This is a genomic window from Nonomuraea sp. NPDC049725 (assembly GCF_040674795.1).
Lineage (GTDB): Bacteria > Actinomycetota > Actinomycetes > Streptosporangiales > Streptosporangiaceae > Nonomuraea > Nonomuraea ceibae.
In genome coordinates this window covers 163,754-184,793 of the sequence record NZ_JBFANJ010000004.1, presented here as the reverse complement: position 1 = coordinate 184,793, position 21,040 = coordinate 163,754, and the positions used below count along the sequence as shown (strand labels likewise).

At 70.9% G+C, this 21,040-nt stretch carries 21 protein-coding genes; 10 read left to right on the top strand and 11 right to left on the bottom strand.

All coding sequences use genetic code 11. The features are described from left to right. Positions 1 to 16: 16 nt before the first annotated feature. Positions 17 to 2,368 carry a glycoside hydrolase family 6 protein gene (locus AB0J53_RS12045; protein WP_364171296.1) on the top strand — a complete coding sequence of 784 codons (2,352 nt, stop codon included), beginning with the start codon at positions 17 to 19 and terminating at the stop codon, positions 2,366 to 2,368. 61 nt (positions 2,369 to 2,429) lie between these two features. On the opposite strand, the gene AB0J53_RS12040 is transcribed toward AB0J53_RS12045, so the two are convergent. The 6 genes from AB0J53_RS12040 to AB0J53_RS12015 all read right to left on the bottom strand — a co-directional run bounded on the left by AB0J53_RS12040 (position 2,430) and on the right by AB0J53_RS12015 (position 6,671). Beyond that, positions 2,430 to 2,645, bottom strand: a complete 216-nt coding sequence (locus AB0J53_RS12040) for a hypothetical protein (protein WP_364171295.1) — start codon at positions 2,643 to 2,645, stop codon at positions 2,430 to 2,432. A 24-nt stretch (positions 2,646 to 2,669) separates the two neighbouring features. Further along, positions 2,670 to 2,828 carry a DUF1992 domain-containing protein gene (locus tag AB0J53_RS12035; RefSeq protein ID WP_364171293.1) on the bottom strand — a complete coding sequence of 53 codons (159 nt, stop codon included), beginning with the start codon at positions 2,826 to 2,828 and terminating at the stop codon, positions 2,670 to 2,672. A 16-nt stretch (positions 2,829 to 2,844) separates the two neighbouring features. Beyond that, positions 2,845 to 3,738 (bottom strand): dihydropteroate synthase, encoded by an 894-nt coding sequence (gene folP / locus AB0J53_RS12030; protein WP_364171291.1) that lies wholly within the window; start codon positions 3,736 to 3,738, stop codon positions 2,845 to 2,847. A gap of 101 nt (positions 3,739 to 3,839) precedes the next feature. Next, positions 3,840 to 4,307 (bottom strand): ATP-binding protein, encoded by a 468-nt coding sequence (locus tag AB0J53_RS12025; RefSeq protein ID WP_364171289.1) that lies wholly within the window; start codon positions 4,305 to 4,307, stop codon positions 3,840 to 3,842. Between the two features lie 87 nt (positions 4,308 to 4,394). Next, positions 4,395 to 5,447 carry an NAD-dependent epimerase/dehydratase family protein gene (locus AB0J53_RS12020; RefSeq protein ID WP_219501521.1) on the bottom strand — a complete coding sequence of 351 codons (1,053 nt, stop codon included), beginning with the start codon at positions 5,445 to 5,447 and terminating at the stop codon, positions 4,395 to 4,397. A gap of 42 nt (positions 5,448 to 5,489) precedes the next feature. Next, the gene (locus AB0J53_RS12015) at positions 5,490 to 6,671 is read right to left on the bottom strand and encodes a zinc-dependent alcohol dehydrogenase (protein WP_219501519.1); all 1,182 of its coding nucleotides are present in this window, start codon (positions 6,669 to 6,671) and stop codon (positions 5,490 to 5,492) included. Positions 6,672 to 6,882: 211 nt separating this feature from the next. Here AB0J53_RS12015 and AB0J53_RS12010 point away from each other — a divergent pair, with 211 nt between their 5' ends. From AB0J53_RS12010 to AB0J53_RS11995, 4 genes are all read left to right on the top strand, one after another. Beyond that, the gene (locus tag AB0J53_RS12010; RefSeq protein WP_364171286.1) at positions 6,883 to 7,932 is read left to right on the top strand and encodes a polyprenyl synthetase family protein; all 1,050 of its coding nucleotides are present in this window, start codon (positions 6,883 to 6,885) and stop codon (positions 7,930 to 7,932) included. Positions 7,933 to 8,039: 107 nt separating this feature from the next. Next, positions 8,040 to 9,452: a family 2B encapsulin nanocompartment shell protein gene (locus tag AB0J53_RS12005; protein WP_364171284.1), complete on the top strand. Its 1,413-nt coding sequence runs from the start codon at positions 8,040 to 8,042 to the stop codon at positions 9,450 to 9,452. Between the two features lie 36 nt (positions 9,453 to 9,488). Further along, the gene (locus AB0J53_RS12000) at positions 9,489 to 10,853 is read left to right on the top strand and encodes a family 2B encapsulin nanocompartment shell protein (RefSeq protein ID WP_364171282.1); all 1,365 of its coding nucleotides are present in this window, start codon (positions 9,489 to 9,491) and stop codon (positions 10,851 to 10,853) included. Between the two features lie 35 nt (positions 10,854 to 10,888). Beyond that, positions 10,889 to 13,039, top strand: coding sequence for a terpene synthase family protein (locus AB0J53_RS11995; protein WP_364171280.1), 2,151 nt, complete (start codon positions 10,889 to 10,891; stop codon positions 13,037 to 13,039). A gap of 19 nt (positions 13,040 to 13,058) precedes the next feature. On the opposite strand, the gene AB0J53_RS11990 is transcribed toward AB0J53_RS11995, so the two are convergent. Then, entirely contained in the window at positions 13,059 to 13,391 is a 333-nt protein-coding gene (locus AB0J53_RS11990; protein WP_364171278.1) for an STAS domain-containing protein, read from the bottom strand. A 341-nt stretch (positions 13,392 to 13,732) separates the two neighbouring features. Then, positions 13,733 to 13,984: a hypothetical protein gene (locus tag AB0J53_RS11985; RefSeq protein WP_219501509.1), complete on the bottom strand. Its 252-nt coding sequence runs from the start codon at positions 13,982 to 13,984 to the stop codon at positions 13,733 to 13,735. A 359-nt stretch (positions 13,985 to 14,343) separates the two neighbouring features. Here AB0J53_RS11985 and AB0J53_RS11980 point away from each other — a divergent pair, with 359 nt between their 5' ends. Continuing rightward, the gene (locus AB0J53_RS11980; RefSeq protein ID WP_364171276.1) at positions 14,344 to 14,913 is read left to right on the top strand and encodes a C40 family peptidase; all 570 of its coding nucleotides are present in this window, start codon (positions 14,344 to 14,346) and stop codon (positions 14,911 to 14,913) included. Between the two features lie 213 nt (positions 14,914 to 15,126). Here AB0J53_RS11980 and AB0J53_RS11975 read toward each other — a convergent pair whose 3' ends face one another. Continuing rightward, positions 15,127 to 15,378 carry a hypothetical protein gene (locus AB0J53_RS11975; protein ID WP_219501505.1) on the bottom strand — a complete coding sequence of 84 codons (252 nt, stop codon included), beginning with the start codon at positions 15,376 to 15,378 and terminating at the stop codon, positions 15,127 to 15,129. Between the two features lie 408 nt (positions 15,379 to 15,786). On the opposite strand from AB0J53_RS11975, the gene AB0J53_RS11970 reads away from it, so the two are divergent. Both AB0J53_RS11970 and AB0J53_RS11965 read left to right on the top strand, forming a co-directional pair. Next, positions 15,787 to 16,278, top strand: coding sequence for a hypothetical protein (locus tag AB0J53_RS11970; RefSeq protein ID WP_219501503.1), 492 nt, complete (start codon positions 15,787 to 15,789; stop codon positions 16,276 to 16,278). A 9-nt stretch (positions 16,279 to 16,287) separates the two neighbouring features. Further along, entirely contained in the window at positions 16,288 to 16,845 is a 558-nt protein-coding gene (locus tag AB0J53_RS11965) for a class I SAM-dependent methyltransferase (RefSeq protein ID WP_364171273.1), read from the top strand. 290 nt (positions 16,846 to 17,135) lie between these two features. Here the strand turns inward: AB0J53_RS11965 and AB0J53_RS11960 are convergent, their stop codons facing one another. Both AB0J53_RS11960 and AB0J53_RS11955 read right to left on the bottom strand, forming a co-directional pair. Next, positions 17,136 to 17,576, bottom strand: a complete 441-nt coding sequence (locus tag AB0J53_RS11960) for a MarR family transcriptional regulator (protein ID WP_364171271.1) — start codon at positions 17,574 to 17,576, stop codon at positions 17,136 to 17,138. After that, on the bottom strand, positions 17,573 to 18,199 hold the full coding sequence (locus AB0J53_RS11955) for a type 1 glutamine amidotransferase family protein (RefSeq protein WP_364171269.1): 627 nt from the start codon (positions 18,197 to 18,199) through the stop codon (positions 17,573 to 17,575). Before AB0J53_RS11955 ends, AB0J53_RS11960 begins: the two co-directional genes overlap by 4 nt. 60 nt (positions 18,200 to 18,259) lie before the next feature. Here AB0J53_RS11955 and AB0J53_RS11950 point away from each other — a divergent pair, with 60 nt between their 5' ends. Continuing rightward, on the top strand, positions 18,260 to 19,612 hold the full coding sequence (locus tag AB0J53_RS11950; RefSeq protein WP_219501494.1) for an NERD domain-containing protein kinase family protein: 1,353 nt from the start codon (positions 18,260 to 18,262) through the stop codon (positions 19,610 to 19,612). Positions 19,613 to 19,725: 113 nt separating this feature from the next. Beyond that, positions 19,726 to 20,652, top strand: a complete 927-nt coding sequence (bla, locus tag AB0J53_RS11945) for a class A beta-lactamase (protein ID WP_364171266.1) — start codon at positions 19,726 to 19,728, stop codon at positions 20,650 to 20,652. The last annotated feature ends 388 nt before the right edge of the window (positions 20,653 to 21,040 follow it).

Sequence of the window (21,040 nt, the reverse complement as noted above, 5' to 3'; positions counted from 1 at the left end):
CAGGAGATGATGATCCGTGAAACTCCTACGCGGCCTTCGGAGATGGGCCGTCACCGCGACAGCCACCTGTGTCGCGGCCGCCGGTCTCGTCGCCGGGCAGACGACCGCCGCCCACGCCGCGGTCTCCTGCGACGTCGTGTACACCCCCAACTCGTGGACATCCAGCCCTGGTCAGGGAGGTTTCACCGCGAACCTCACGCTGAAGAACCTGGGCGACCCCCTCAACGGCTGGACGCTGGCCTTCGACTTCCCCACCACCACCCAGAAGTACACCCCCAGCGGGTGGGGCGCGGAGATCAGCCAGTCGGGCACCCGGGTCACCGCCAAGAACATGCCGTGGAACGGCGCCCTCGCCACCGGGGCCAGCACCACCATCGGCTTCAACGGCACCTGGTCCGGCACCAACCCCAACCCGACCACGTTCACCGTGAACGGCACCACCTGCGGCGGCCCCGGCGGTGAGACCCCCGCGGTCGTCACCTCCGCCAGCTCCGTCGCCGTCAACGAGGGCGGCACCGCCACCTTCACCGCCAGGCTGTCGGCCGCCCCCTCCTCGAACGTGACCGTCAGCACCTCGCGGACCAGCGGCGACGCCGACCTGAGCGTCACCTCCGGCGCCTCGCTCACCTTCACCCCGTCGAACTGGAACACCGCGCAGACGGTCACCCTGGCCGCCGCGCAGGACGCCGACACGACGGCGGGCACCGCGGTCTTCACCGTCGGCGGCACCGGCGTCACCTCGACCACGGTCAACGCCACCGAGGTCGACGACGACAGCACCCAGGAGCAGTCGCTCATCGTCACCCCGACGTCCGTGACCGTCCCCGAGGGCGCCACCGGCGCCTACACCGTCCGCCTGGCCACCCAGCCGTCCTCCGGCGTCACCGTCACCACGACGGCCGGCAGCGGCGACGCCGACCTCACCGTGAGCTCCGGCGCCTCCCTGTCGTTCAGCACGGCCAACTGGAACACGCCGCAGACCGTGACCCTGGCCGCCGCCCAGGACTCCGACGAGGTCAACGGCACCCGGACGTTCACCGTCGCCTCCACCGGCCTGACCTCCCGCACGGTCACCGCCACCGAGGCCGACGACGACGGCGACACCACCCCCGTCCACGTCGAGAACCCGTACGCCGGAGCCACCGGCTACGTCAACCCGAGCTGGTCGACGAAGGCCGCCGCCGAGCCGGGCGGCGCCGCCATCGCCAACACCTCGACCGCCGTGTGGATGGACCGCATCGCCGCCATCGAGGGCCCCGGCGACGCCCTGGGCCTGCGTGAGCACATGGACGAGGCCGTGCGGCAGGACGCCGCCAACGGCGCCACGCCGCTGACCATCCAGGTCGTCGTCTACAACCTGCCCAACCGCGACTGCTCCGCCCTGGCCTCCAACGGCGAGCTGCGCATCTCCGAGAACGGCTTCAACCGCTACAAGGCCGAGTACATCGACCCGATCGCCGACATCCTCGACGACCCGCAGTACGCCAACCTGCGCATCGTCACGATCATCGAGCCCGACTCACTGCCCAACCTGGTGACCAACATCAACACCTTCGCCGACTGCCGCGAGGCCAACGGCCCCGGCGGCTACGTCGACGGCGTCCGCTACGCGCTCGACAAGCTGCACGCGATCACCAACGTCTACACCTACGTCGACGCCGCCCACCACGCCTGGCTGGGCTGGGACTCGAACTTCCAGCCGTCGGTCGACCTGTTCCACCGCACCGTCACCGGCACCGCGGCGGGCGTGGACAGCGTGGACGGCTTCATCGTCAACACCGCCAACTACTCCGCGCTCAAGGAGCCGCACTTCACCATCAACACGACGGTGAACGGCACCACGGTCCGCCAGTCCAAGTGGGTCGACTGGAACTACTACGTCGACGAGCACACCTTCGCCACCGCCCTGCGCAACGCCCTGATCGCCAAGGGCTTCCGCTCCGGGCTCGGCATGCTCGTCGACACCTCGCGCAACGGCTGGGGCGGCAGCGCCCGCCCGTCCGGCCCGAGCACCGCGACCAACGTGGACACCTTCGTCAACGAGTCGCGCGTCGACCGCCGCCTGCACGCCGGCAACTGGTGCAACCAGAGCGGCGCGGGCATCGGAATGCGGCCGACGGCCAACCCCGAGCCGGGCTTCGACGCCTACGTGTGGATCAAGCCTCCGGGCGAGTCGGACGGCTCCAGCAAGGAGATCCCGAACACCGAGGGCAAGAGGTTCGACCGGATGTGCGACCCGACCTACACCGGCAACGACCTCAACGGTCACAACATGTCCGGCGCGCTCGCTGACGCGCCGATCTCCGGCCAGTGGTTCTCGGCCCAGTTCCGCCAGCTCGTGCAGAACGCCTACCCGCCGCTGTCCTAACCCCTGATCACAGGGCCCAGGCCGCCGGATCAACCCCCGGCCTGGGCCCTGTAACCATGTGTCAGCCCCTGCTGCGCCACTCCGACACGATCCGCTCGACGTCGTACGGGACAAGGTTGTGCGGCGGGCCGGACAGCCCGGTCCTGATGGCCTCGCGGATCCGGTCGTTGATCTCGTTGACGATCAGCCGGACCTCCCCCTCGGACCTGGCCTCGGCTGCGGCCGCGAGCGCCTGCTCGGCGTCCTTGCGCAGTTGCAGGCTCGGCGGGAGCGGCATCGACAGCCCCTCGCTCTCCAGCTTCTACTTGATCCACCAGTGCTCGTCGTACGGCTTGTCGGCCCCGGGGAGCGGCTTGCCCGCGCCCGGCAGGTCGTCGAACTCGCCGCGTTCCTGGGCTTCCCTGATCTGCCGGTCCACCCAGCTCTCGAACTGCATCCCGCCCGGCTTGCGCTCGGTCACCCCTGGTCCCTTCTCCCTACGCGAGGTTGTGGTGCGGGGCGGCGGGCGGCCGCCAGCCCAGCATCGCCTCGGTCATCCGCACGGACGCCACGGTCGCGGGCACGTCGTGCACCCGGACGATCCGCGCCCCGCGCAGGATCGCCATCACGTTGGCGGCGATGGTGCCCTCGGTCCGCTCCCCCTGCGGGCGGCCGATGCTCTCCCCGATGAAGTCCTTGTTGGACAGCGCCACCAGCAGCGGGTAGCCGACGGCGGCGACCTCGTCCAGCCGGCGCATCAGCTCCAGCGAGTGGTAGGTGTTCTTGTTGAGGTCGTGGCCCGGGTCGATGACGATGCGGTCGGGGGCGATCCCGGCCGCCAGCGCGGCCTCCACCCGCTCGCGCAGGTAGGCGGTGACGTCGGCGACGATGTCGGCGTAGTCGGGCCTGAACACCCGGCGCCCCGGCCCGCCCAGGCTGTGGGTGACGACCACGGTGACGCCGGTGCGGGCGGCGACCTCGGCGATGCCGGGCTCGCGCAGCCCGTTGGTGTCGTTGAGCACGTCGGCGCCCGCGGCGATCGCGGCCTCGGCGACGGCCGCGCGGTGGGTGTCGACGCTGATCACCGCGTCGGTGACGCGCCGCACCTCGGAGATCACCGGCACGACGCGGTCGATCTCCTCCTCGACGCCGATCTCGGCCTGGGCGGCGCTGAAGGCGAACCCGCCGATGTCGACCCAGTCGGCGCCCTGCTCGACCGCTCGCGACGCCGCCTCGACGGCCCGTTCGAGGGCGAAGGTCCGGCCCTGGTCGTGGAAGGAGTTGGGGGTGCGGTTGACGATCGCCATGATCGCCACCTGTCGCCGGAAGTCGAACTCGCGCCGCCCGATCCGCCGCACGGGGTGGGACATCTCGGACGGGGCAGTGCTCACTCCACCGGTCACGACACCATCCCCTTACGAGCTCGGGCCACCTGCTTGGCAGCCTACCTTCCGGGGAGCCCGGGGTCCCGGCCGTGTCAGGCGGTACGGGGTCAGGCGGTGAAGCGCATGCGGTGGGGGCACCCCGTGGCGACGCGGATGCGCCGCATCCGGGGACGGGACGCGCACGGGCGCCGGGGCAGGCGCATGGCGAGCTCCACGACGGTCCCGTCGGGGCCGGTGTGGAAGTCGGCGTCGTCGCACAGCCGCTTGATCAGGAAGATGCCCCGGCCGCCGGCCGAGGTGTCGGGCGGACGCTGACGGTTCTCGACGTAGTCGTGGGGGATGCCGGAGCCCCGGTCGGCGGTCTCGGCGCGCAGGACGCCGTCGGCCGTCCACAGCTTGAGCGTGCCGTGCCCGCCGGCGTGCGTCACGACGTTGATGACGCTCTCGTGCACGGCGAGGACGAAGTCCTCGAGCCTCGGGCCGGCCAGTCCGGCCCCGGACGCGTGCCGGGCGACGGCCTGACGGATCCGGGTGACCTCCCGGCGGGTGAAGGGCTGGGTCATGAGCGTGCGCATGGCAGCTTTCCTCGCGCTGTTCCTCGTCGTCGGCGGGCCGCGCTGCTGGACCTCACAGGGTTTCCCCACTGCCCTGACAGCCGGGCTTCACACCTTCGACCGCCCGCCGATCCCGGTGGCGAACTCGCGCAGCCGCCTCGGCGCGCTGTCGGGGGCGAGCGGCGCGGTGTCCATGCCGGCGCCGTCGTGCAGGCCCTCCAGCAGCGCCTTGATCGCGTCGGGCGCCGAGTGCCTGGGCGTCCACCCGAGCACGTGGCGGGCGCGGTCCACGTTCATCAGCGGGATGCGCAGCGCCAGCTCCAGCAGGCCGGGCGCGGCGGGGATGAGCCGCAGGTGCCAGCCGGCGGCGACGGCGGCCCGCGCGACCCCGGCCGGGATCGGCACGGTCCTGGCGCCGAGCAGCTCGGCGAGCTCGGCCGGGCCGAGCACCGGCTCGGCGGCCAGGTTGAACGCGCCGGTAACGGGCTTGGTGACGGCCAGGCGGTAGGCCTCGGCGGCGTCGTCAGCGTGCAGAATCTGCATCTTGAGCCCGGGGATGTCGGGCACGAACGGGATCCGGCCCGCCCTGACCAGCCTGCGCGGCAGCAGCGGCCCGGCGAACAGCCTGCGCTGCTCGGTCGCCGCCTGCCGCTGGAAGATGAAGCCCGGCCGCATCCGCACCACCCGGACGCCCGGGTTGTCGTGCTCGAACACGTCCAGCACCCGCTCCACGTACGCCTTCTCGCGCCCGTACGCGGCCCCCGGGTAGCCGTGGGTGGGCCAGGTCTCGTCGACCCGCACCTCCTTCGGGCCGGGCGAGTACGCGCCGACGGAGGAGGCGTGGACCAGCGCGGGCACGCCCGCCTGGGCGACGGCCTGGAAGACCCGCATGCTGCCGAGCACGTTGGCCCGCCAGGTCGCGGTGGCGTCGCGGGTCGGCTGGAACAGCCAGGCCAGGTGCACGACCGCGGCGGCGCCGTCGAAGATCTGCGCGAGATCGCTGGTGACGACGTCCGCCTTGACCCATTCGGTGCGGCCGGGACGCCAGCCGGGCAGCCTGCGGGCGACGCCGACGATGGACGTCACGCTCTCGTCGGCTTCCAGGGCCCGGATCACGCTCGTGCCGACGTTGCCCGTCGCACCCACCACCACGACTCTCATGGCGCACCGCCTGCCCCGTCAGAAAGGGACGAAACGCGCTGGTCAGGGTTCGATCAGCACCTTGATCGCGCCGTCCCGCTTCTTCTGGAACATCTCGTACGCCTCCGGCGCCCGCTGCAACGGGACCCGGTGCGTGGCCAGGTCCATCACGCCGAGCGGATCGGCGTCGTCGGTGACCAGCGGCATCAGCGCGCCGACCCACCGCCTGACGTGCGCCTGGCCCATCCGCAGCGAGATGCCCTTGTCGAACATGCGCAGCATCGGCATCGGGTCGGTCATGCCGCCGTAGACGCCGATGACGGAGATCACGCCGCCGCGCCGTACGGTGTCGATGGCCTGGTTGAGCGCGGCGAGGCGGTCCACGCCCGCGTGGCTCATGAGCTGGGCGGCCAGCGCGTCGGGCAGCGCGCCCGTCATCGTCTGGGCCAGCTTGGCGGCGGGCGAGCCGTGCGCCTCCATGCCGACGGCGTCGATCACCGAGTCGGTGCCGCGTCCGGAGGTGAGCTGCCTGACCGCCTCCGGCACGTCGGTGGTCTCGCTCGCGTCGACGACCTCGACGCCGTGGCGGCGGGCCATCTCCAGCCGCTCGGGCACGCCGTCGACGCCGATGACCCGGTGGCCGAGGTGGCGGGCGATGCGGGCGCACATCTGGCCGATGGGGCCGAGCCCGAAGACCGTGAGGCTGCCCCCGTCGGGCAGGTGCGCGTACTGGACGGCCTGCCAGGCGGTGGGCAGCACGTCCGACAGGTAGACGAACCGCTCGTCGGGCGGCCCGTTCGGCACCTTGATCGGGCCGAACTGGGCCTGCGGCACCCGCAGGTACTCGGCCTGGCCGCCCGGCACCTGGCCGTACAGCTTGGTGTAGCCGAACAGCGCGGCGCCCATGCCGTGCTCGCGGACCTGGGTGGTCTCGCACTGGGCGTACAGCTCCATGCCGCACATGTGGCAGTGGCCGCAGGAGATGTTGAACGGGATCACCACCCGGTCGCCCGGCCTGAGCGTGGTGACCTGCGAGCCGACCTCCTCGACGATGCCCATCGGCTCGTGGCCGAGGATGTCGCCCTGGGTCATGAACGGCCCGAGCACCTCGTACAGGTGCAGGTCGGAGCCGCACAGGCCGGTCGTGGTGACCTTGATGACGGCGTCGTTCGGTTCCTTGATCTGCGGGTCGGGGACGTCCTCGACCCGGACGTCGCGCTTGCCGTGCCAGGTGACGGCCTTCATGGCAACTCCTCAGGATCGGCTTCACGAGCCGCATACCCCCACAAAGCACCCCTAGGCCGGGGGGCGCGAATCGCCTCCATGTGTCATGACAAACCCTCGGACCAGGCGTTCTTCAGTCCGGAAAAACTCCATCCGGTAAACATGCTTTACACCCTCCGTATTCGGTGAGTAACTACTGGTAGCGAACGGTAGACAGAAGGAGCCCGGCACCATGACGGTGAGCTTCACCCCCAACTTGCTGGGGCCGCGGATCGACGACCGCCTGATCGGCTTCCTCGACGAGTGGCAGGCGCCGGTCTCGGACCCGGACGTGGTGGCGGCCTACCGGTTGCTCGTCGAGTTCATCCTGGGCGGCGGCAAGCGCATCCGCCCGCAGCTGTGCTACTGGGGGTGGCGGGGAGCCGGCGGCGACGACTGCGACGAGATCATCAGCGCGGCGGCCGCCCTTGAGCTGTGTCACGCGGGCCTGCTCATCCACGACGACATCATGGACGGCAGCGATCTGCGCCGCGGCCAGGCCACGGTCCACCGCAGCCTGGCCCGGCTGCACTCCGGGCCCGGCGCCGAGGCGTTCGGGCGGGCGGGCGGCATCCTGCTCGGCACGCTCAGCCTCGCCTGGTCCGACACGCTGCTGTCGTCGTGCGGGGTGGAGCCCGTCCGGCTGCGGGCGGCCCACCACCTGTTCGACACGATGCGCACCGAGGTCATCAGCGGCCAGTATCTGGACATCCTCGCCCAGCTCCGGGCCGGCGTCAGCGTCGAGCAGGCGCTGACCACGATCCGCTACAAGACGGCCAAGTACACCGTGGAGCGGCCGCTGCAGATCGGCGGCGCGCTCGCCGGGGCCGAGCCCGGCCTGCTGCGCGCCTACTCGGAGTTCGGGGTGCCGCTGGGCGAGGCGTTCCAGCTGCGTGACGACGTGCTCGGCATGTTCGGCTCGTCGGGCGAGACCGGCAAGTCGGCGCTCGACGACCTGCGCGAGGGCAAGCAGACCGTCCTCTACGCGCACGCCGTCCAGCGGGCCACGCCCGCCCAGCTCGCCTACCTGCGCGCCTGGCACGGCAACCCCGACCTGACCGAGGAGCACGCCGCCGAGGTGTGCCAGATCATGACCGACACCGGCGCGCTCGCCGAGGTCGAGTCGATGATCGACGATCGGGTCCGCACCGCGGTCCGCGTCCTCGACGCCACGGCCGTCGAGGCCGAGGCCCGCGTCGCGCTCACCGTCCTGGCAGCCGAGCTGGCGCACCGCGACAGCTAGACCGGCCCCGGGCACGGCGGGCGCTTCGTGCTGCCCGCTGACGGTCACCGACCGTAACTGAACTTTCCTCTCAGTAACGTCCAACCTTCTCCTGATTGGTGGAGCACGTGACAGAAACGACAGAATCGACCGCACCGGTCAACGGCAACGGGCACCAGCTCAGCCTGAGCACCGACGCCGCGCGCAACCTGGCGACGACCACCAAGACCGCGCCCCAGATGCAGGAGATCACCTCCCGGTGGCTGCTCAAGCTGCTGCCCTGGGTGCAGACCTCCGGTGGCGTCTACCGGGTCAACCGCCGCCTGACCTACACGCTGGGCGACGGCCGCATCACCTTCAGCACCACCGGCTCCGAGGTCCGGGTCGTCCCCGCCGAACTGTCCGAACTGCCCATGCTGCGCGGCTACGACGACATCGAGGTCCTCGAAGCGCTCGCCTACCGCTTCGCCCAGCGGGAGGTCGAGCCCGGCGAGGAGATCGTGCGCGAGGACGAGCCGGTCGACCAGCTCGTGCTCATCGCGCACGGCCGTGTCGGCAAGGAGGCCCAGGGCGCCTACGGCGACACGCAGAACCTGGGCGTGCTCGCCGACGGCGACTACCTCGGCGAGCAGTTGCTGTCCGGCGGCGGCCAATGGGAGTTCTCCGCCAAGGCGAAGACCGCCACCACCGTGCTGACGCTGTCGAGGGAGGACTTCCAGCAACTGCTGGACCGCTCGCCAAGCCTGCGCGAGCACCTGGAGGCGTGGCAGGCGGCCAGCGATCGGGCCAGCAACGACTACGGCGAGGCCGCGATCGACATGTCGTCCGGGCACAGCGGCGAGCCCGTGCTGCCCGGCACGTTCGTCGACTACGAACTGAGCCCGCGTGAATACGAGCTGAGCGTCGCCCAGACCGTCCTGCGCGTGCACAGCCGGGTCTCCGACCTCTACAACCAGCCGATGAACCAGCTCGACCAGCAGCTCAGGCTGACCGTCGAGGCGCTGCGCGAGCGCCAGGAGGACGAGCTGGTCAACAACCGCGAGTTCGGCCTGCTGCACAACGCCGACTTCAGCCAGCGGGTGCGCACCCGCACCGGCCCGCCCACCCCCGACGACATGGACGACCTGCTGGCGAAGGTGTGGAAGGAGCCGGCGTTCTTCCTGGCCCACCCGCAGACGATCGCCGCCTTCGGCCGGGAGTGCAGCAAGCGCGGCCTCTACCCGCAGTCGAGCGAGGTCAACGGCCACCGGGTGCCCGCCTGGCGGGGCGTGCCGATCTTCCCGTGCAACAAGATCCCGGTCTCCGGCCGGCGCACCAGCTCGGTGCTGCTCATGCGCACCGGCCAGGAGAACCAGGGCGTGGTCGGCCTGCACCAGACCGGCATCCCCGACGAGTACCAGCCGAGCCTGTCGGTCAGGTTCATGAACATCAACGAGAAGGCCGTCGTGTCCTACCTGGTCAGCGCCTACTACTCGGTCGCCGTCCTGGTGCCCGACGCGCTGGCCGTGCTGGAGGACGTCGAGATCGGGCGCGAGGACTAACAGAGCATTTCCGGCCAGGGATTGGTGGTGTTTCGGTTGTCGGAGTTGGAGGCACGGCTGAGCCTGGACACGGCGGCGGCGCGCAAGCTCGCCACGACGTCCAAGACGGCTCCGCACATGCGGGAGATCTCCCCGCGCTGGCTGCTGCGCGCGCTCCCCTGGGTGGAGCTCACGGCCGGCACCTACCGGGTGAACCGCCGCCTCACCTACGAGACGGGCGGCGGCCGGGTGGCCTTCTCCCATACGGGGACGCGGCTGCGGGTGGTGCCGCCGAGCCTCACCGAGCTGCCCTTCCTGCACGGGTACGAGGACCGGGCCGTGCTGGAGTCCCTGGCCGGGATGTTCGAGCAGCGCGAGTACGTGCGCGGCGAGGTGATCGCCAGGGAGGGATCGCCGCAGAACGAGCTGATCCTGCTCGCCCACGGCAAGATCGCCAAGCTGTGCACGAGCACGTACGGCAACAGCGTCGCGCGGGGCATGCTGTCGACCGGCGACCACGCCGGCAGCCGTGCGGACAGCCGATCGACGCCGTGGGAGGTCACGCTGGCGGCACGCACCGCCTGCGTCGTGCTGGCCCTGCCCTGGCAGGCGCTGGACGACCTGGCCGCGCGCCGGCCGTCGCTGGGCGAGCACCTCGCGCGGCGACCGGCCGGCCCGGCCAACAAGTACGGCGAGGCGGCGATCGACCTGCTGTCCGGGCACCGCGGCGAGGTCGTGCTGCCGGGCACGTTCGTCGACTACGACCCGGGCCCCCGCGAGTACGAGCTGAGCGTCTCCCAGGCGGTGCTCAGGATGCACACCAGGGTCGCCGACCTGTTCAGCAGCCCGATGGACCAGACCGAGGAGCAGCTCAGACTCACGATCGAGGCGGTGCGCGAGGCGCAGGAGCGCGAACTGGTCAACAACCCGGACTTCGGGCTGCTCCACAACGTCGCCCCGGGCCAGCGGCTGACCACCCGCACCGGGCCGCCCACCCCCGCCGACCTCGACGACCTGCTCTGCCGCAGGCGCAAGACCCGCTACTTCCTGGCCAACCCGCTGGCCATCGCCGCGTTCGGCCGGCAGTGCAGCGCCGCCGGCGTCTGCATGGACAGCGTCGTGCTCGACGGCAGCACGCTGGCCGCCTGGCGTGGGGTGCCGATCCTGCCCTGCGACAAGATCCCGGTCAGCCGGGCCGGCACCAGCTCGATCCTGGCGATCCGCACGGGCGAGGACGAGCAGGGGGTCGTCGGCCTGCACCAGACCGGCGTCCCCGACGAGCACCGGCCCGGCCTCAGCGTGAAGGTGATGGGCATCGACGAGCGAGGGATCACCACCTACCTGGTCAGCGCCTATTACTCGGCCGCGGTGCTCGTGCCCGACGCGCTGGGCGTGCTCGGGGACGTCGAGGTACACAGCTGACCTTCACCTGATCTTCACAGCCGAACGGAGCCACGATGGCGCAACCCTTTGACCTGCCGGACTTCTACGTCCCGTATCCGGCCCGGCTCAACCCCCACCTTGAGGAGGCCAGGACCCACTCCAAACAGTGGGCCAGGAAGATGGGCATGCTGGAAGGCTCGGGCATCTGGGAGGAGGCCGACCTCGACGCGCACGACTACGCGCTGCTGTGCGCGTACACCCATCCTGACTGCGACGCCACCGAGCTCAGCCTGATCACCGACTGGTACGTGTGGGTCTTCTTCTTCGACGACCACTTTCTCGACGTGTTCAAGCGGACGGGCGACCGCGAGGGCGGCAAGGCGTACCTGGACCGGCTGCCCGCCTTCATGAGCACCGCGGGCCCCGAGCCGGTCAACCCGGTCGAGGCGGGGCTGGCCGACCTGTGGGCGCGCACGGTGCCCGGCACGTCGGCCGACTGGCAGGCGCGTTTCACGGAGAGCACCCTCAACCTGCTGAACGAGTCGCTGTGGGAGCTGTCCAACATCAACGCGGGCCGGGTGCCCAACCCGGTCGAGTACATCGAGATGCGCCGCAAGGTCGGCGGGGCGCCCTGGTCGGCGGGGCTGATCGAGCACGCGGCGGGCGCCGAGGTGCCTGCCGTGATCTCCGCCTCACGGCCGATGCGGGTGCTGCGCGACGCCTTCTCCGACGCCGTCCACCTGCGCAACGACATCTTCTCCTACCAGCGCGAGACGCAGGAGGAGGGCGAGCTGAGCAACGGCATCCTGGTGCTGGAGACGTTCCTCGGCTGCTCGACGCAGGAGGCCGCCGACGCGGTCAACGACCTGCTCACCTCGCGGCTGCAGCAGTTCGAGCACACCGTCGCCGTCGAGCTGGGGCCGCTGTTCGTCGAGCACGGGATCGACCCGCTGACCTGCGCCGGCGTGCTGGCCTACGTCAAGGGGCTGCAGGACTGGCAGTCCGGCGGTCACGCCTGGCACCTGCGCTCCAGCCGCTACATGAACCAGAACGCCTCCGCCCCGGCGCTCGGCATGAAGTCGGTCGTCGACCTGCTGGGGCTCAAGCGCGTCAGGTCCTACGCGCACGTGCCGTACGAGAAGGTCGGGCCGCTGCCGGTGCCGGACCTCTACCAGCCGTTCACGCCGGAGCTGTCACCGCACCTGGAGGCCGCCCGGCGCAACGTGGTCACGTGGGCGCACCGGATGGGGCTGCTGGAGGCGCAGCCCGGCATCACCGGCTCGGCCGTGTGGGACGAGGACAAGCTGATCGACTACGACCTGCCGCTCTGCGCGGCCGGGCTGGACCCCGACGCGACGCCCGAGGAGCTCGACCTGTCCTCGGCGTGGCTGGCGTGGGGGACCTACGGCGACGACTACTTCCCCGTCGTGTTCGGCCACGGGCGCAGCCTGGCCGCCGCGCGGGCCACCGTGGAGCGGCTGTCGCTGTTCATGCCGCTCGACGGCGTCACCTACCCGGCGCCCGTCAGCCCGCTGGAGCTGTCGCTGGCCGACCTGTGGGGGCGCTCGGCCCGGCCGATGAGCCAGGGCGCGCGGCGTACGTTCCGGGCGGCCATTGAGAAGATGGCGTCGAGCTGGCTGTGGGAGCTGGCCAACCAGGCCGAGAACCGGGTGCCCGACCCCGTCGACTACGTGGAGATGCGGCGGCTCACCTTCGGATCGGACCTGACGATGGCCCTGTGCCGGCTGGCCCGGGCCGACCGGATCCCGCAGGAGGTCTACGACAGCGGGCCGATGCGCTCGCTGGAGAACTCGGCCCAGGACTACGCGACCCTGCTCAACGACGTCTACTCGTACCAGAAGGAGATCGAGTACGAGGGCGAGCTGCACAACGGGGTGCTGGTCACGCAGTGCTTCTTCGGCTGCGACCGCGACACGGCGCTGCGCATCGTGGTCGACCTGCTGGAGTCGCGGATGCGGCAGTTCCAGCACGTGGCCGCGCACGAGCTGCCGGTCGTGTTCGACGATCTCGGGCTGGGCGACGACGGGCGGAAGGCGGTCGCCGAGTACGTCACCGAGCTGGAGAACTGGATGTCGGGCATCTACGTGTGGCACCGCGACTGCCGCCGTTACGACGAGGAGTCGCTGCGCCGTCACCACCGGCCGCCTCGGCCCAAGCTGGCCGGGCCCACGGGGATCGGCACGTCGGCCGCGCTGATCGTCTAGCCGGTCCTTGGAGTGGTCTTCAGGGCACGGCCACCGGGTGGGATCCGTCGAACCAGCCCATCAGCTCCAGCATGCGGCGCTGGCACGGCGTGACGTTGCGCAGGCGGATCCACCGCTCGGCCGGGGGCAGCGCGGGCAGGGCCAGCACCCGGATGCCCGACAGGTCGACGAACGTGAGGGCGGCGGTGTCGACGGTCAGATGCGGGCACCCGTCACGCCACAGGGCCAGCGCGCGGGCGAGCGCGGGGCTGTTGGTGATGTCGACCTCGCCGCAGAGGCTGACGGCCGGGTCCGGCGGCGCGGCCAGCACGACGATCCGTAGCTGCTGGTCCTGGTAGAGCAGTCGCTCCATCTGGTGCACACCCCCCATCGCTCCGAGTCCGGGGGTCGGTCACCGCAGCAGCGGCAACCGAGAACCAGGTTACACGAACTATGTTTCTCTTTGTAATGTTCGCGAGAAAAATGACCGTTTACAGCACTTTTATAGAAGGAATGGTCCGATGAGCGTTTCACCCCCATCGGACCGCTGATCGGGGCCGGGCATGCGAAAGCCCCGGCACTGGTGGTGCCGGGGCCGATCAGATTGCCCGTACGCCTGTCACACGCTGGTGCCACGACCCGGCGGCTCCGGGGCTCCCCGCGTCCGGGGAGGTGCGGGCCGGCCGGGCCGTACGCGCCACCGGCGCCGCGGGATCAGTCCTCGACGTTGCTCAGGACGTTGCCCTCGACGTCCTGCAGGTGCAGGAAGGTCAGCACGTCGATGTACTTGACCGAGTCGTTGAGGACGTCGTTGGCCAGCGCCACGTCGTCGATGATGGAGAACTGGCTGAGGATCTGCTGGCCGGTGTTGCTGACGTTCGGGCCGACGTCGGCCGAGGCCACGCCCGCGGAGAAGCCGAGCGCGAGACCGCAGATGGCGGCACCGGCGAGAATGCGACGCATCATTTGTAGAACTCCTTCGTAGGAATCGGCGCGGAAAGCGCGTCATCGCGATTGTGTTCGCTGTGCTTTCGAGATGCCTCGGACAACGATCGTGTATCGCGGCTTCGACGGGCAAGGCGAGGCGCCTAAACCTAGGTCAAAACCGATTCACGAGAATCGTCGTGGGCATCGCGCCACCATATGTCCGGATTTATCAGGATTCGTCTGGTGGCTTTGACGGATTTTCTTTCACGTTATGGCCATATGCGCCTCTCGCCTCCCCAAAAGGGTGTTTTGTCCCCATCGGTCGAGAGGAAAGCTCTGGGACAGCAGCGCCGGCATCGAGAGCCGGTGAAACGAGTCGCAGAAGCGGTGGATTGACCATGGAGGCAAGACGCACATTTATCGTGATGGCCCTGGCGTGTGTGTTCACCGGCACGCTGGATTGCGCGCCGGCAGTGGCTCGCGACTGCGGCCCTGAATGCGGGCCGCGTTATTCCGAAACCTTTCACGTGGACCGGGCCGCCGCGGGCGCCATCGCGGTGCGGGCCGCGATCGAGATGATCGGCGTCCCGTACTCATGGGGCGGCGGCGGGGTGGACGGCCCCGGATTCGGCATCGGAAAGGGTGCGAAGACCAAAGGATTCGACTGCTCCGGCCTCACGCAGTACGCGTGGGCCTCGGCCGGGGAACTGATCGGCCGCACCACGAAGGAGCAGTGGCGATCAGGTGCCCGCGTGCCCAAGGAACAGGTGCGGCCCGGGGACCTCGTCTTTTACGACAACGATCCGCGGCGCTCCGGCCCCGAGCACGTCGGCCTGGCCGTCGATCGCGAGCGTATGGTCCACGCCCCCTATACGGGCGCGTTCGTCCGGCTCGACCCGCTGGACCGGCCGACGTTCATGGGAGCCGTCCGGCCGACCGAGGAAAGAGCGGCGGACGCCGGCCTCTGACGCGCGGCCCCGGACGGCCTGCTCGATGGAGCAGGCCCTCCGGGCCGCCCGCCACCCGGCCCGTCGGTGCGCACCGGGCTGCCGTGGCCTCGAGTATCCACGGCCGCCCTTCCGGGAAACGTCCCGGCGTTTCAACCGGGACCCGGGCGGGGTGACGGTTCACCGGCTTTTGCCGGCGAGCTTTTCAGGTCGAGCGCCGATTTCCCGTCGCTCCTAGTCCTCGACGTTGGCCAGCAGGTTCAGCTCGACGTCCTGCAGGTGACCGACGGTGCCCAGGTCGATGTACTTGACCGAGTCGTTCAGGACGTTGTTCAGCGCGGTGACGTCGTCGATGACGCTGAACTGGCCGATGATGCTCTGGCCCGTGTTGCTCGCGCTCGGGCCGACGTCGGCCGAAGCGGCGCCGGCACAGAAGCCCAGCGCGGCGCCCACGATGGCTGCACCGGCAAGAATGCGACGGATCATGTTTCGTTCCTCCATTGATCGGCGCCTGAGAATTCCAGCGCCTTAGTCGTTTCTGCAGGGCTGTGAGGTGCCGCGGATAACAATTGCGGCAGCGCGCCGGAACCGCAACCGGATCTTCTCAGACCGAGGTCAAGGGGCGGCCTCGGTTTCTTGGCGATCGACACCGCCGTCGAACACAAATGCCACGGCCGATCCGCGCAATCGAAACGGCATTTCTTTTGGCCTCACCCGGTGATGACGTAGCCGTTCACGCACCAGCGGGAAACCGACGATCACCCGCCGCTTGGGAATCGCGCGCGCCCGCAATACGCCGTGAGGTGTAGCGGCGGTGCCGCCTCTGGTCCGACGCGCACCGCCCGGGACGCGGGTCACGATGGCCAGGAGTTCGTTCGGGAACCGGAGGTAAAGATGACTGCGATACGACCGCGTACCCGCAAGTCACTGCTGGTCATCCACATCGTCGCCTCGGTCGCGCTGCTGGGCGAGGTATGGGGACTCGTGGTGCTCAATACTGCGGCGACACTCACGAATGACCTCGCTTTGGCGCACGCCGCCTACCGGTTGATGCCCGCGCTCGTTTTCGCGGGCGGAATACCGCTCAGCATGCTGTCGCTCGTCACCGGCGTCCTGCTCGGGCTGACGAGCCACTGGGGGGTGCTGCGCCACGTCTGGGTCGCGGCCAAGCTGGCGCTGCTGCTCGCCACGATCTGCGCGGGGATGTTCCTGTTCGACCCCGAGGGCATGGCCGCCGCCACCGAAGGCGCCGCCCAGGTGGCCTCCTCACGGCAGTGGGCCCAGGTGGCCTCGCTCGGCTGCCAGCTCGCGATGCTGATGCTCGCGACCGGCCTGTCCGTCTTCAAGCCGCGAACCCGGATGCCCCGGCTGCGCCCCGCGAGGTAGGACAGGACCATGGAAACCGATCTGGTCACGGCGGCCGTGGCCCGGGCCGAAGAGGCGTCGTTCGCCTACTCGTGCGATCCGGGCGTCGGCCGCCTCCTCGCCGCACTCGCCGCCGCCGTCCCCGAAGGCGGGCGCGTCCTGGAGCTCGGCACCGGCGCCGGCGTCGGGCTCGCCTGGCTCGTCAGCGGCCTCCTGCCGCGCACCGACGTCACGGTCACGAGCGTCGAACGCGACCCCGACCGCGCCGCACTCGCCGCCCGCGACGGCTGGCCCCCCTTCGTCGACCTCCGTACGGGCGACGCCCTGGACCTGCTCGGTCGGCTCGGCGCCTTCGACCTGATCTTCGCCGACGCCACGGGCGGCAAGCACGTCGGCCTCGACCGCACCATCGCCGCCCTCCGCCCGCGCGGCATCCTCCTCGTCGACGACCTCGCCCCGGCACCCGGCTGGGACGACGACCTCATCCGCAAGCAGCGCGCCGTCCGCGACGCCCTGCTCGCCCACGAACGGCTCGTGGCGGTCGAACTCGACCACGCCTCCGGCCTCGTCCTCGCCACCGCCCGCTGACCCTTGCCACCCGCCTCCCCTGCGCGGCACTCGCCGCTCAGCCGAGAAGCCGGAGTGCGGGTGGGGAGCGGCCCACACCCCCGGCGGGCCGCCCGGGAGCCGCCTGGGTGCCGCCCGGGAACCGCCTGGGAGCCTCCCGGGAAGCCCGCCCGGAACCCCGCCCCGGAGCCGCCCCGGAGCCGCCCCGGAGCCGCCCCGGAGCCGCCTGGGTGCCGCCCTGGAACCGCCCGGGAGCCGCCCGGGAGCCGCCCGGGGAGCCCGCCCGGAAGCCGCGCGGAAGCCGTCCGGGGTCAGTCGGAGAGGTGGTCGAGGGCTTCGGAGAGGCGGCGGAGGGCGGCGAGGGTGTCGCGGGCGGCGGGCAGCCCCAGCTCGGCCACCAGCCGGTCGGCGAGCTCCTGGTGGGCGGGATCGATACGGGCGATGGCGGCCCGCCCCTCCGGGGTGGGGTTGAGCAGCTTGGCCCGCCGGTGCGCCGGGTTGGGCAGGTATTCGGCCAGCCCCTTCTCCACCAGCAGGTCGGCGATCCGCTGGACGCCCTGACGGCTCATGCCCATCACCCTGGCCACCCCGGAGACCGGCAGCGGCTCGTGCAGGATGGCGCCCAGCACCTGCCACCAGGCGGCGGTGAGCCCGGCGGGCCTGGCCAGCTTCTCGGCGACGTCGAGGAACTGGCCGTTGAGCCGGAAGACCGTCAACGCGCTGCCCGACAGCAGCTCGCCCGTTTCGCTCATGCCGCCATCAGCACCTCGTACGCCGACGCGTCGCTCTTGGCGAAGAGCCGGTACCAGGCGTCGAGCACCTCGGGCGTGTAGACGTCGAGCCGGCGGAAGATCTCGCGGGCGAAGGCGACTGGCTCGGTGGGCCCGGCGGTGATCAGGTCGCCGTCGAGCACCGCGTCGCGGTCCTGGTAGCGCTTGGCGCCCCCGTACCCCTGCTGGGCCTCCAGGTACTGCACCACGGCGCTCGTGTGGTCGCGGTCGTCGAGCAGCCCTTCGCGGGCGATCCCGGCGACGGCGCCGCAGATGGCGGCGACGGGCACCCCGGCGTCGAGGAACGCGCGTGCCTTGCGGGCGTAGGGAGCGAGGTCGTCGCCGGCGTCCCACAGGTCGGCGCCGGGCAGGATGAGCAGGCTGCTGTCCTGCGGCGTGAGCGCGTCGAGCGTCAGGTCGGGGACGATCCGCATGCCGCCGGCGGTGGTCACGGGCTCGCCGGTGAGCCCGACCGTGACGATCTCATAACTGCCGGACTCCCGGTGGAAGCGGCCACTGCGCAGGTGGGCGGTGGCGTGCCCGGTCTCCCAGTCGGCCAGGGTGTCGTAAACGGCTACATGCACGGGCTTTGTCTTCGTCGTCATGACAACATACTGTCATAACGACAACATGCTGTCAACTCTAACCCGTGCGAGGATAGGCGCATGGCAGAGATCGTCGGCGGGGGACCTCCGGTCAACGACGCCGAGCGGCGGGTGATCACCTACCTCCGGGATCACGCGCCGGCCGACTGGCTGCTGCTGCACAACGTCGAGGTTCCGCGCGGAGACGACGTCTTCGAGGTCGACCTCCTCGTGCTCACCGGCCACTCGCTCGTCGTCGTCGACGTCAAAGGCACCCGCGGCCGCATCGAGGTGTCGGGTTCGCGGTGGTTCCCGCCGCGGCGGGAGGCGTTCGGCTCGCCGGTGGCCAAGCTGCGCGGCACCGCCAAGGCGCTCAAGGGACTGCTCGTCTCCAGAGCCACACAGCTCGAACGCGTCTACGTCGACAGCCTCGTGGTGCTCACCTCGCCCGACGCCCAGCTCGTCGACCCCGCCGGGCGCGACGCCGTCAACGTCACCGACCTGCCCCGGCTCATCGCCACGCTGAGCGACGTCTCCCGGGTCAGGCGCGGGTGCAGCCCCGACGCCAAGCCCTACTTCGCCGCGATCCTCGACGCGCTCAACCAGACCGTACGGCGCAGCACCGCGCCCCCGCGCTACGGCAACTGGGAGGTCGAGGAGCAGCTCGGCGGCGACGCCAGGATCACCGAATACCGCGCCTTCAACGCCACCCTGCCCGGCAGCGAGACCGTGCTGCTGCGCGTCTACCAGGCCGACCCGCTGGCCGACCAGGAGTCACGGGCCGCCGAGCGGCAGCGCATCGCCAACGCCTACCAGTCGCTGGCCCGCATCCCGCCCCACCCGAGCCTGGTGCGCCCGCGCGACTTCTTCGCCATCGACGACGAGAGCCGGTTCGTGCTGGTGCTCGACGACGTCCACGGCCAGGCCCTCCACCTGCGGCTCGGTCAAGGCGTACGCCTGACCGTGATCCAGGACATGCTGAGCGGCCTGGCCCACGCGCACGCCCACGGCGTCATCCACCGCGCGCTCACCCCGGCCAGCGTGCTGGTGACCGACGACGGGCACGCGGTGCTCACCGGGTTCGACTACGCCAAGCCGGGGCCGCGCAACTACACCGTCGCCCACGAGCTGCACAACGTGCTCGACGCCCACTACGTCGCGCCCGAATGCCACGAACGGCCCGACCGGATGACGGCCGCCTCCGACGTCTACGCCGCCGGCGTGATCGCCTACCAGCTCCTCACCGGCGACCTGCCCGCCGGCCCCGACGCGCACGGGCCCGACGTGCCCGACGTGGTGCGGCGGATGCTCGACCACACCCCGGCCAAGCGCCCCACCGCCGCCGAGGCGCTCGACATCCTCCGCCACCCGCCGGCGCCCGCCCCCGAATCCCGGCTCAGACGCCTCGTCCGCCGCTTCGTCCCGGGCTCTTGACCTGCATACATACATTTCCTGATATTCGTACGTTCGCGATATCGCTATTAGACATGAGCTGATCACGTCTGGTTTGCTCCTGCCCTCTGACAGCGAACCGCGAAGGACTTGACATGCTCCGTTCCCGGCAGGCCCTGCGATCGGCCGCCCTGGCGCTCTCCCTCCTCGCCGGCGGCGCCACCCTCCCGGCCACCGCCGCGCCCGCGACCGCCGCCGCCGTGCACCTCGCACCCGGCGCGACGGCCAAGAAGGAACTGCGCGCCCTGGAAGCCGCCTTCCAGGGACGCATCGGCGCGTACGCCGTCGACACCGCCACCGGCCGGACCGTCGCCTACCGCTCGGGCGAACGCTTCCCGCTGCTGTCCACGTTCAAGGCCCTGCTCTGCGGCGCCGTCCTCCACCAGGCGCGCACCGCCGAGCCCGGGCTGCTCACTAAGCGCCTCCACTGGACCGCCGACGACCTCGTGACGCACTCCCCCGTCACCGAGAAGCACGTCAAGGACGGCCTGACCGTGGCCGCCCTGTGCGAAGCCACCATCACCAACAGCGACAACACCGCCGCCAACATGCTCCTCAAGGAGATCGGCGGCCCCGCAGCCGTCACCCGCTACCTGCGCACGCTCAAGGACCCCATCTCGCGGCTCGACCGTACGGAGCCCACGCTCAACGACTGGACGCCCAAGGAGAAGCGCGACACCACCACCCCCGCCGCCGCCGCCCGCGACCTGCGCGCCCTCACCGTCGGCGACGCCCTGCACCCCAAGGACCGGCACCAGCTCAACGCCTGGCTGATCGCCAACCAGACCGGCGACACCCGCATCCGCGCCGGCCTCCCCAAGACGTGGCGCATCGGCGACAAGACCGGCACCAACGGGTCCCGCGGGCTCGCCAACGACATCGCCGTCATCTGGCCCGCCAAGGCTTCCGCGCCGATCATCATGACCATCTACACCAACCGCACCGACCCGGCCGACCCGGTGGACGACAAGGTCATCGCCTCCACGGCCACCATCCTCGCCCGCGCCCTCAACACCCTCTGACCCCTGGCCGACAAGGGGCCCCGTACCCCCGGAGGCGCGGCGCCGCGCCCGAGGGAGGGCAGGCGCCCCCGGGAGAGGCGAGCGCCCCCGCAAGGGCGGGCGCGCCCCCGGGAGAAGCGGGTGCCGTGCCTAAGGGCGACGGGCCACCTCCCCGAAAGGGCCCCTGCCCGAAGGGCCGCATGCCCCCGCGGAGATGGTGGGGCAGCGCGCCCGGGAGGGACGGACGCGGCCCTCGGGAGGGCGGGCGACGGGCCACCTCCCCGAAGGGGCCCCTGCCGGAAGGGCCGCATGCCCCGCGGAGATGGTGGAGCCACGCCCCCGGGAGGGCCGGTACGACCCCCGGGAGGGCGGGCGCCGCGCCTTGGGCGGCGGCTCGCCCTCGTGGAAG

What these genes read in the sequence shown, in the direction of transcription:
- AB0J53_RS11990 (WP_364171278.1), bottom strand. Translation starts at nt 13,391, where the DNA reads ATGGAGCGACTGCTCTACCAGGACCAGCAGCTACGGATCGTCGTGCTG.
- AB0J53_RS11960 (WP_364171271.1), bottom strand. Translation starts at nt 17,576, where the DNA reads ATGAGCGAAACGGGCGAGCTGCTGTCGGGCAGCGCGTTGACGGTCTTC.
- AB0J53_RS11995 (WP_364171280.1), top strand. Translation starts at nt 10,889, where the DNA reads ATGGCGCAACCCTTTGACCTGCCGGACTTCTACGTCCCGTATCCGGCC.
- AB0J53_RS12025 (WP_364171289.1), bottom strand. Translation starts at nt 4,307, where the DNA reads ATGCGCACGCTCATGACCCAGCCCTTCACCCGCCGGGAGGTCACCCGG.
- AB0J53_RS12040 (WP_364171295.1), bottom strand. Translation starts at nt 2,645, where the DNA reads ATGCCGCTCCCGCCGAGCCTGCAACTGCGCAAGGACGCCGAGCAGGCG.
- AB0J53_RS11950 (WP_219501494.1), top strand. Translation starts at nt 18,260, where the DNA reads ATGGCAGAGATCGTCGGCGGGGGACCTCCGGTCAACGACGCCGAGCGG.
- AB0J53_RS11980 (WP_364171276.1), top strand. Translation starts at nt 14,344, where the DNA reads ATGGAGGCAAGACGCACATTTATCGTGATGGCCCTGGCGTGTGTGTTC.
- AB0J53_RS11955 (WP_364171269.1), bottom strand. Translation starts at nt 18,199, where the DNA reads ATGACGACGAAGACAAAGCCCGTGCATGTAGCCGTTTACGACACCCTG.
- bla (WP_364171266.1), top strand. Translation starts at nt 19,726, where the DNA reads ATGCTCCGTTCCCGGCAGGCCCTGCGATCGGCCGCCCTGGCGCTCTCC.
- AB0J53_RS11985 (WP_219501509.1), bottom strand. Translation starts at nt 13,984, where the DNA reads ATGATGCGTCGCATTCTCGCCGGTGCCGCCATCTGCGGTCTCGCGCTC.
- AB0J53_RS12010 (WP_364171286.1), top strand. Translation starts at nt 6,883, where the DNA reads ATGACGGTGAGCTTCACCCCCAACTTGCTGGGGCCGCGGATCGACGAC.
- AB0J53_RS11965 (WP_364171273.1), top strand. Translation starts at nt 16,288, where the DNA reads ATGGAAACCGATCTGGTCACGGCGGCCGTGGCCCGGGCCGAAGAGGCG.
- AB0J53_RS11975 (WP_219501505.1), bottom strand. Translation starts at nt 15,378, where the DNA reads ATGATCCGTCGCATTCTTGCCGGTGCAGCCATCGTGGGCGCCGCGCTG.
- AB0J53_RS11970 (WP_219501503.1), top strand. Translation starts at nt 15,787, where the DNA reads ATGACTGCGATACGACCGCGTACCCGCAAGTCACTGCTGGTCATCCAC.
- AB0J53_RS12015 (WP_219501519.1), bottom strand. Translation starts at nt 6,671, where the DNA reads ATGAAGGCCGTCACCTGGCACGGCAAGCGCGACGTCCGGGTCGAGGAC.
- AB0J53_RS12020 (WP_219501521.1), bottom strand. Translation starts at nt 5,447, where the DNA reads ATGAGAGTCGTGGTGGTGGGTGCGACGGGCAACGTCGGCACGAGCGTG.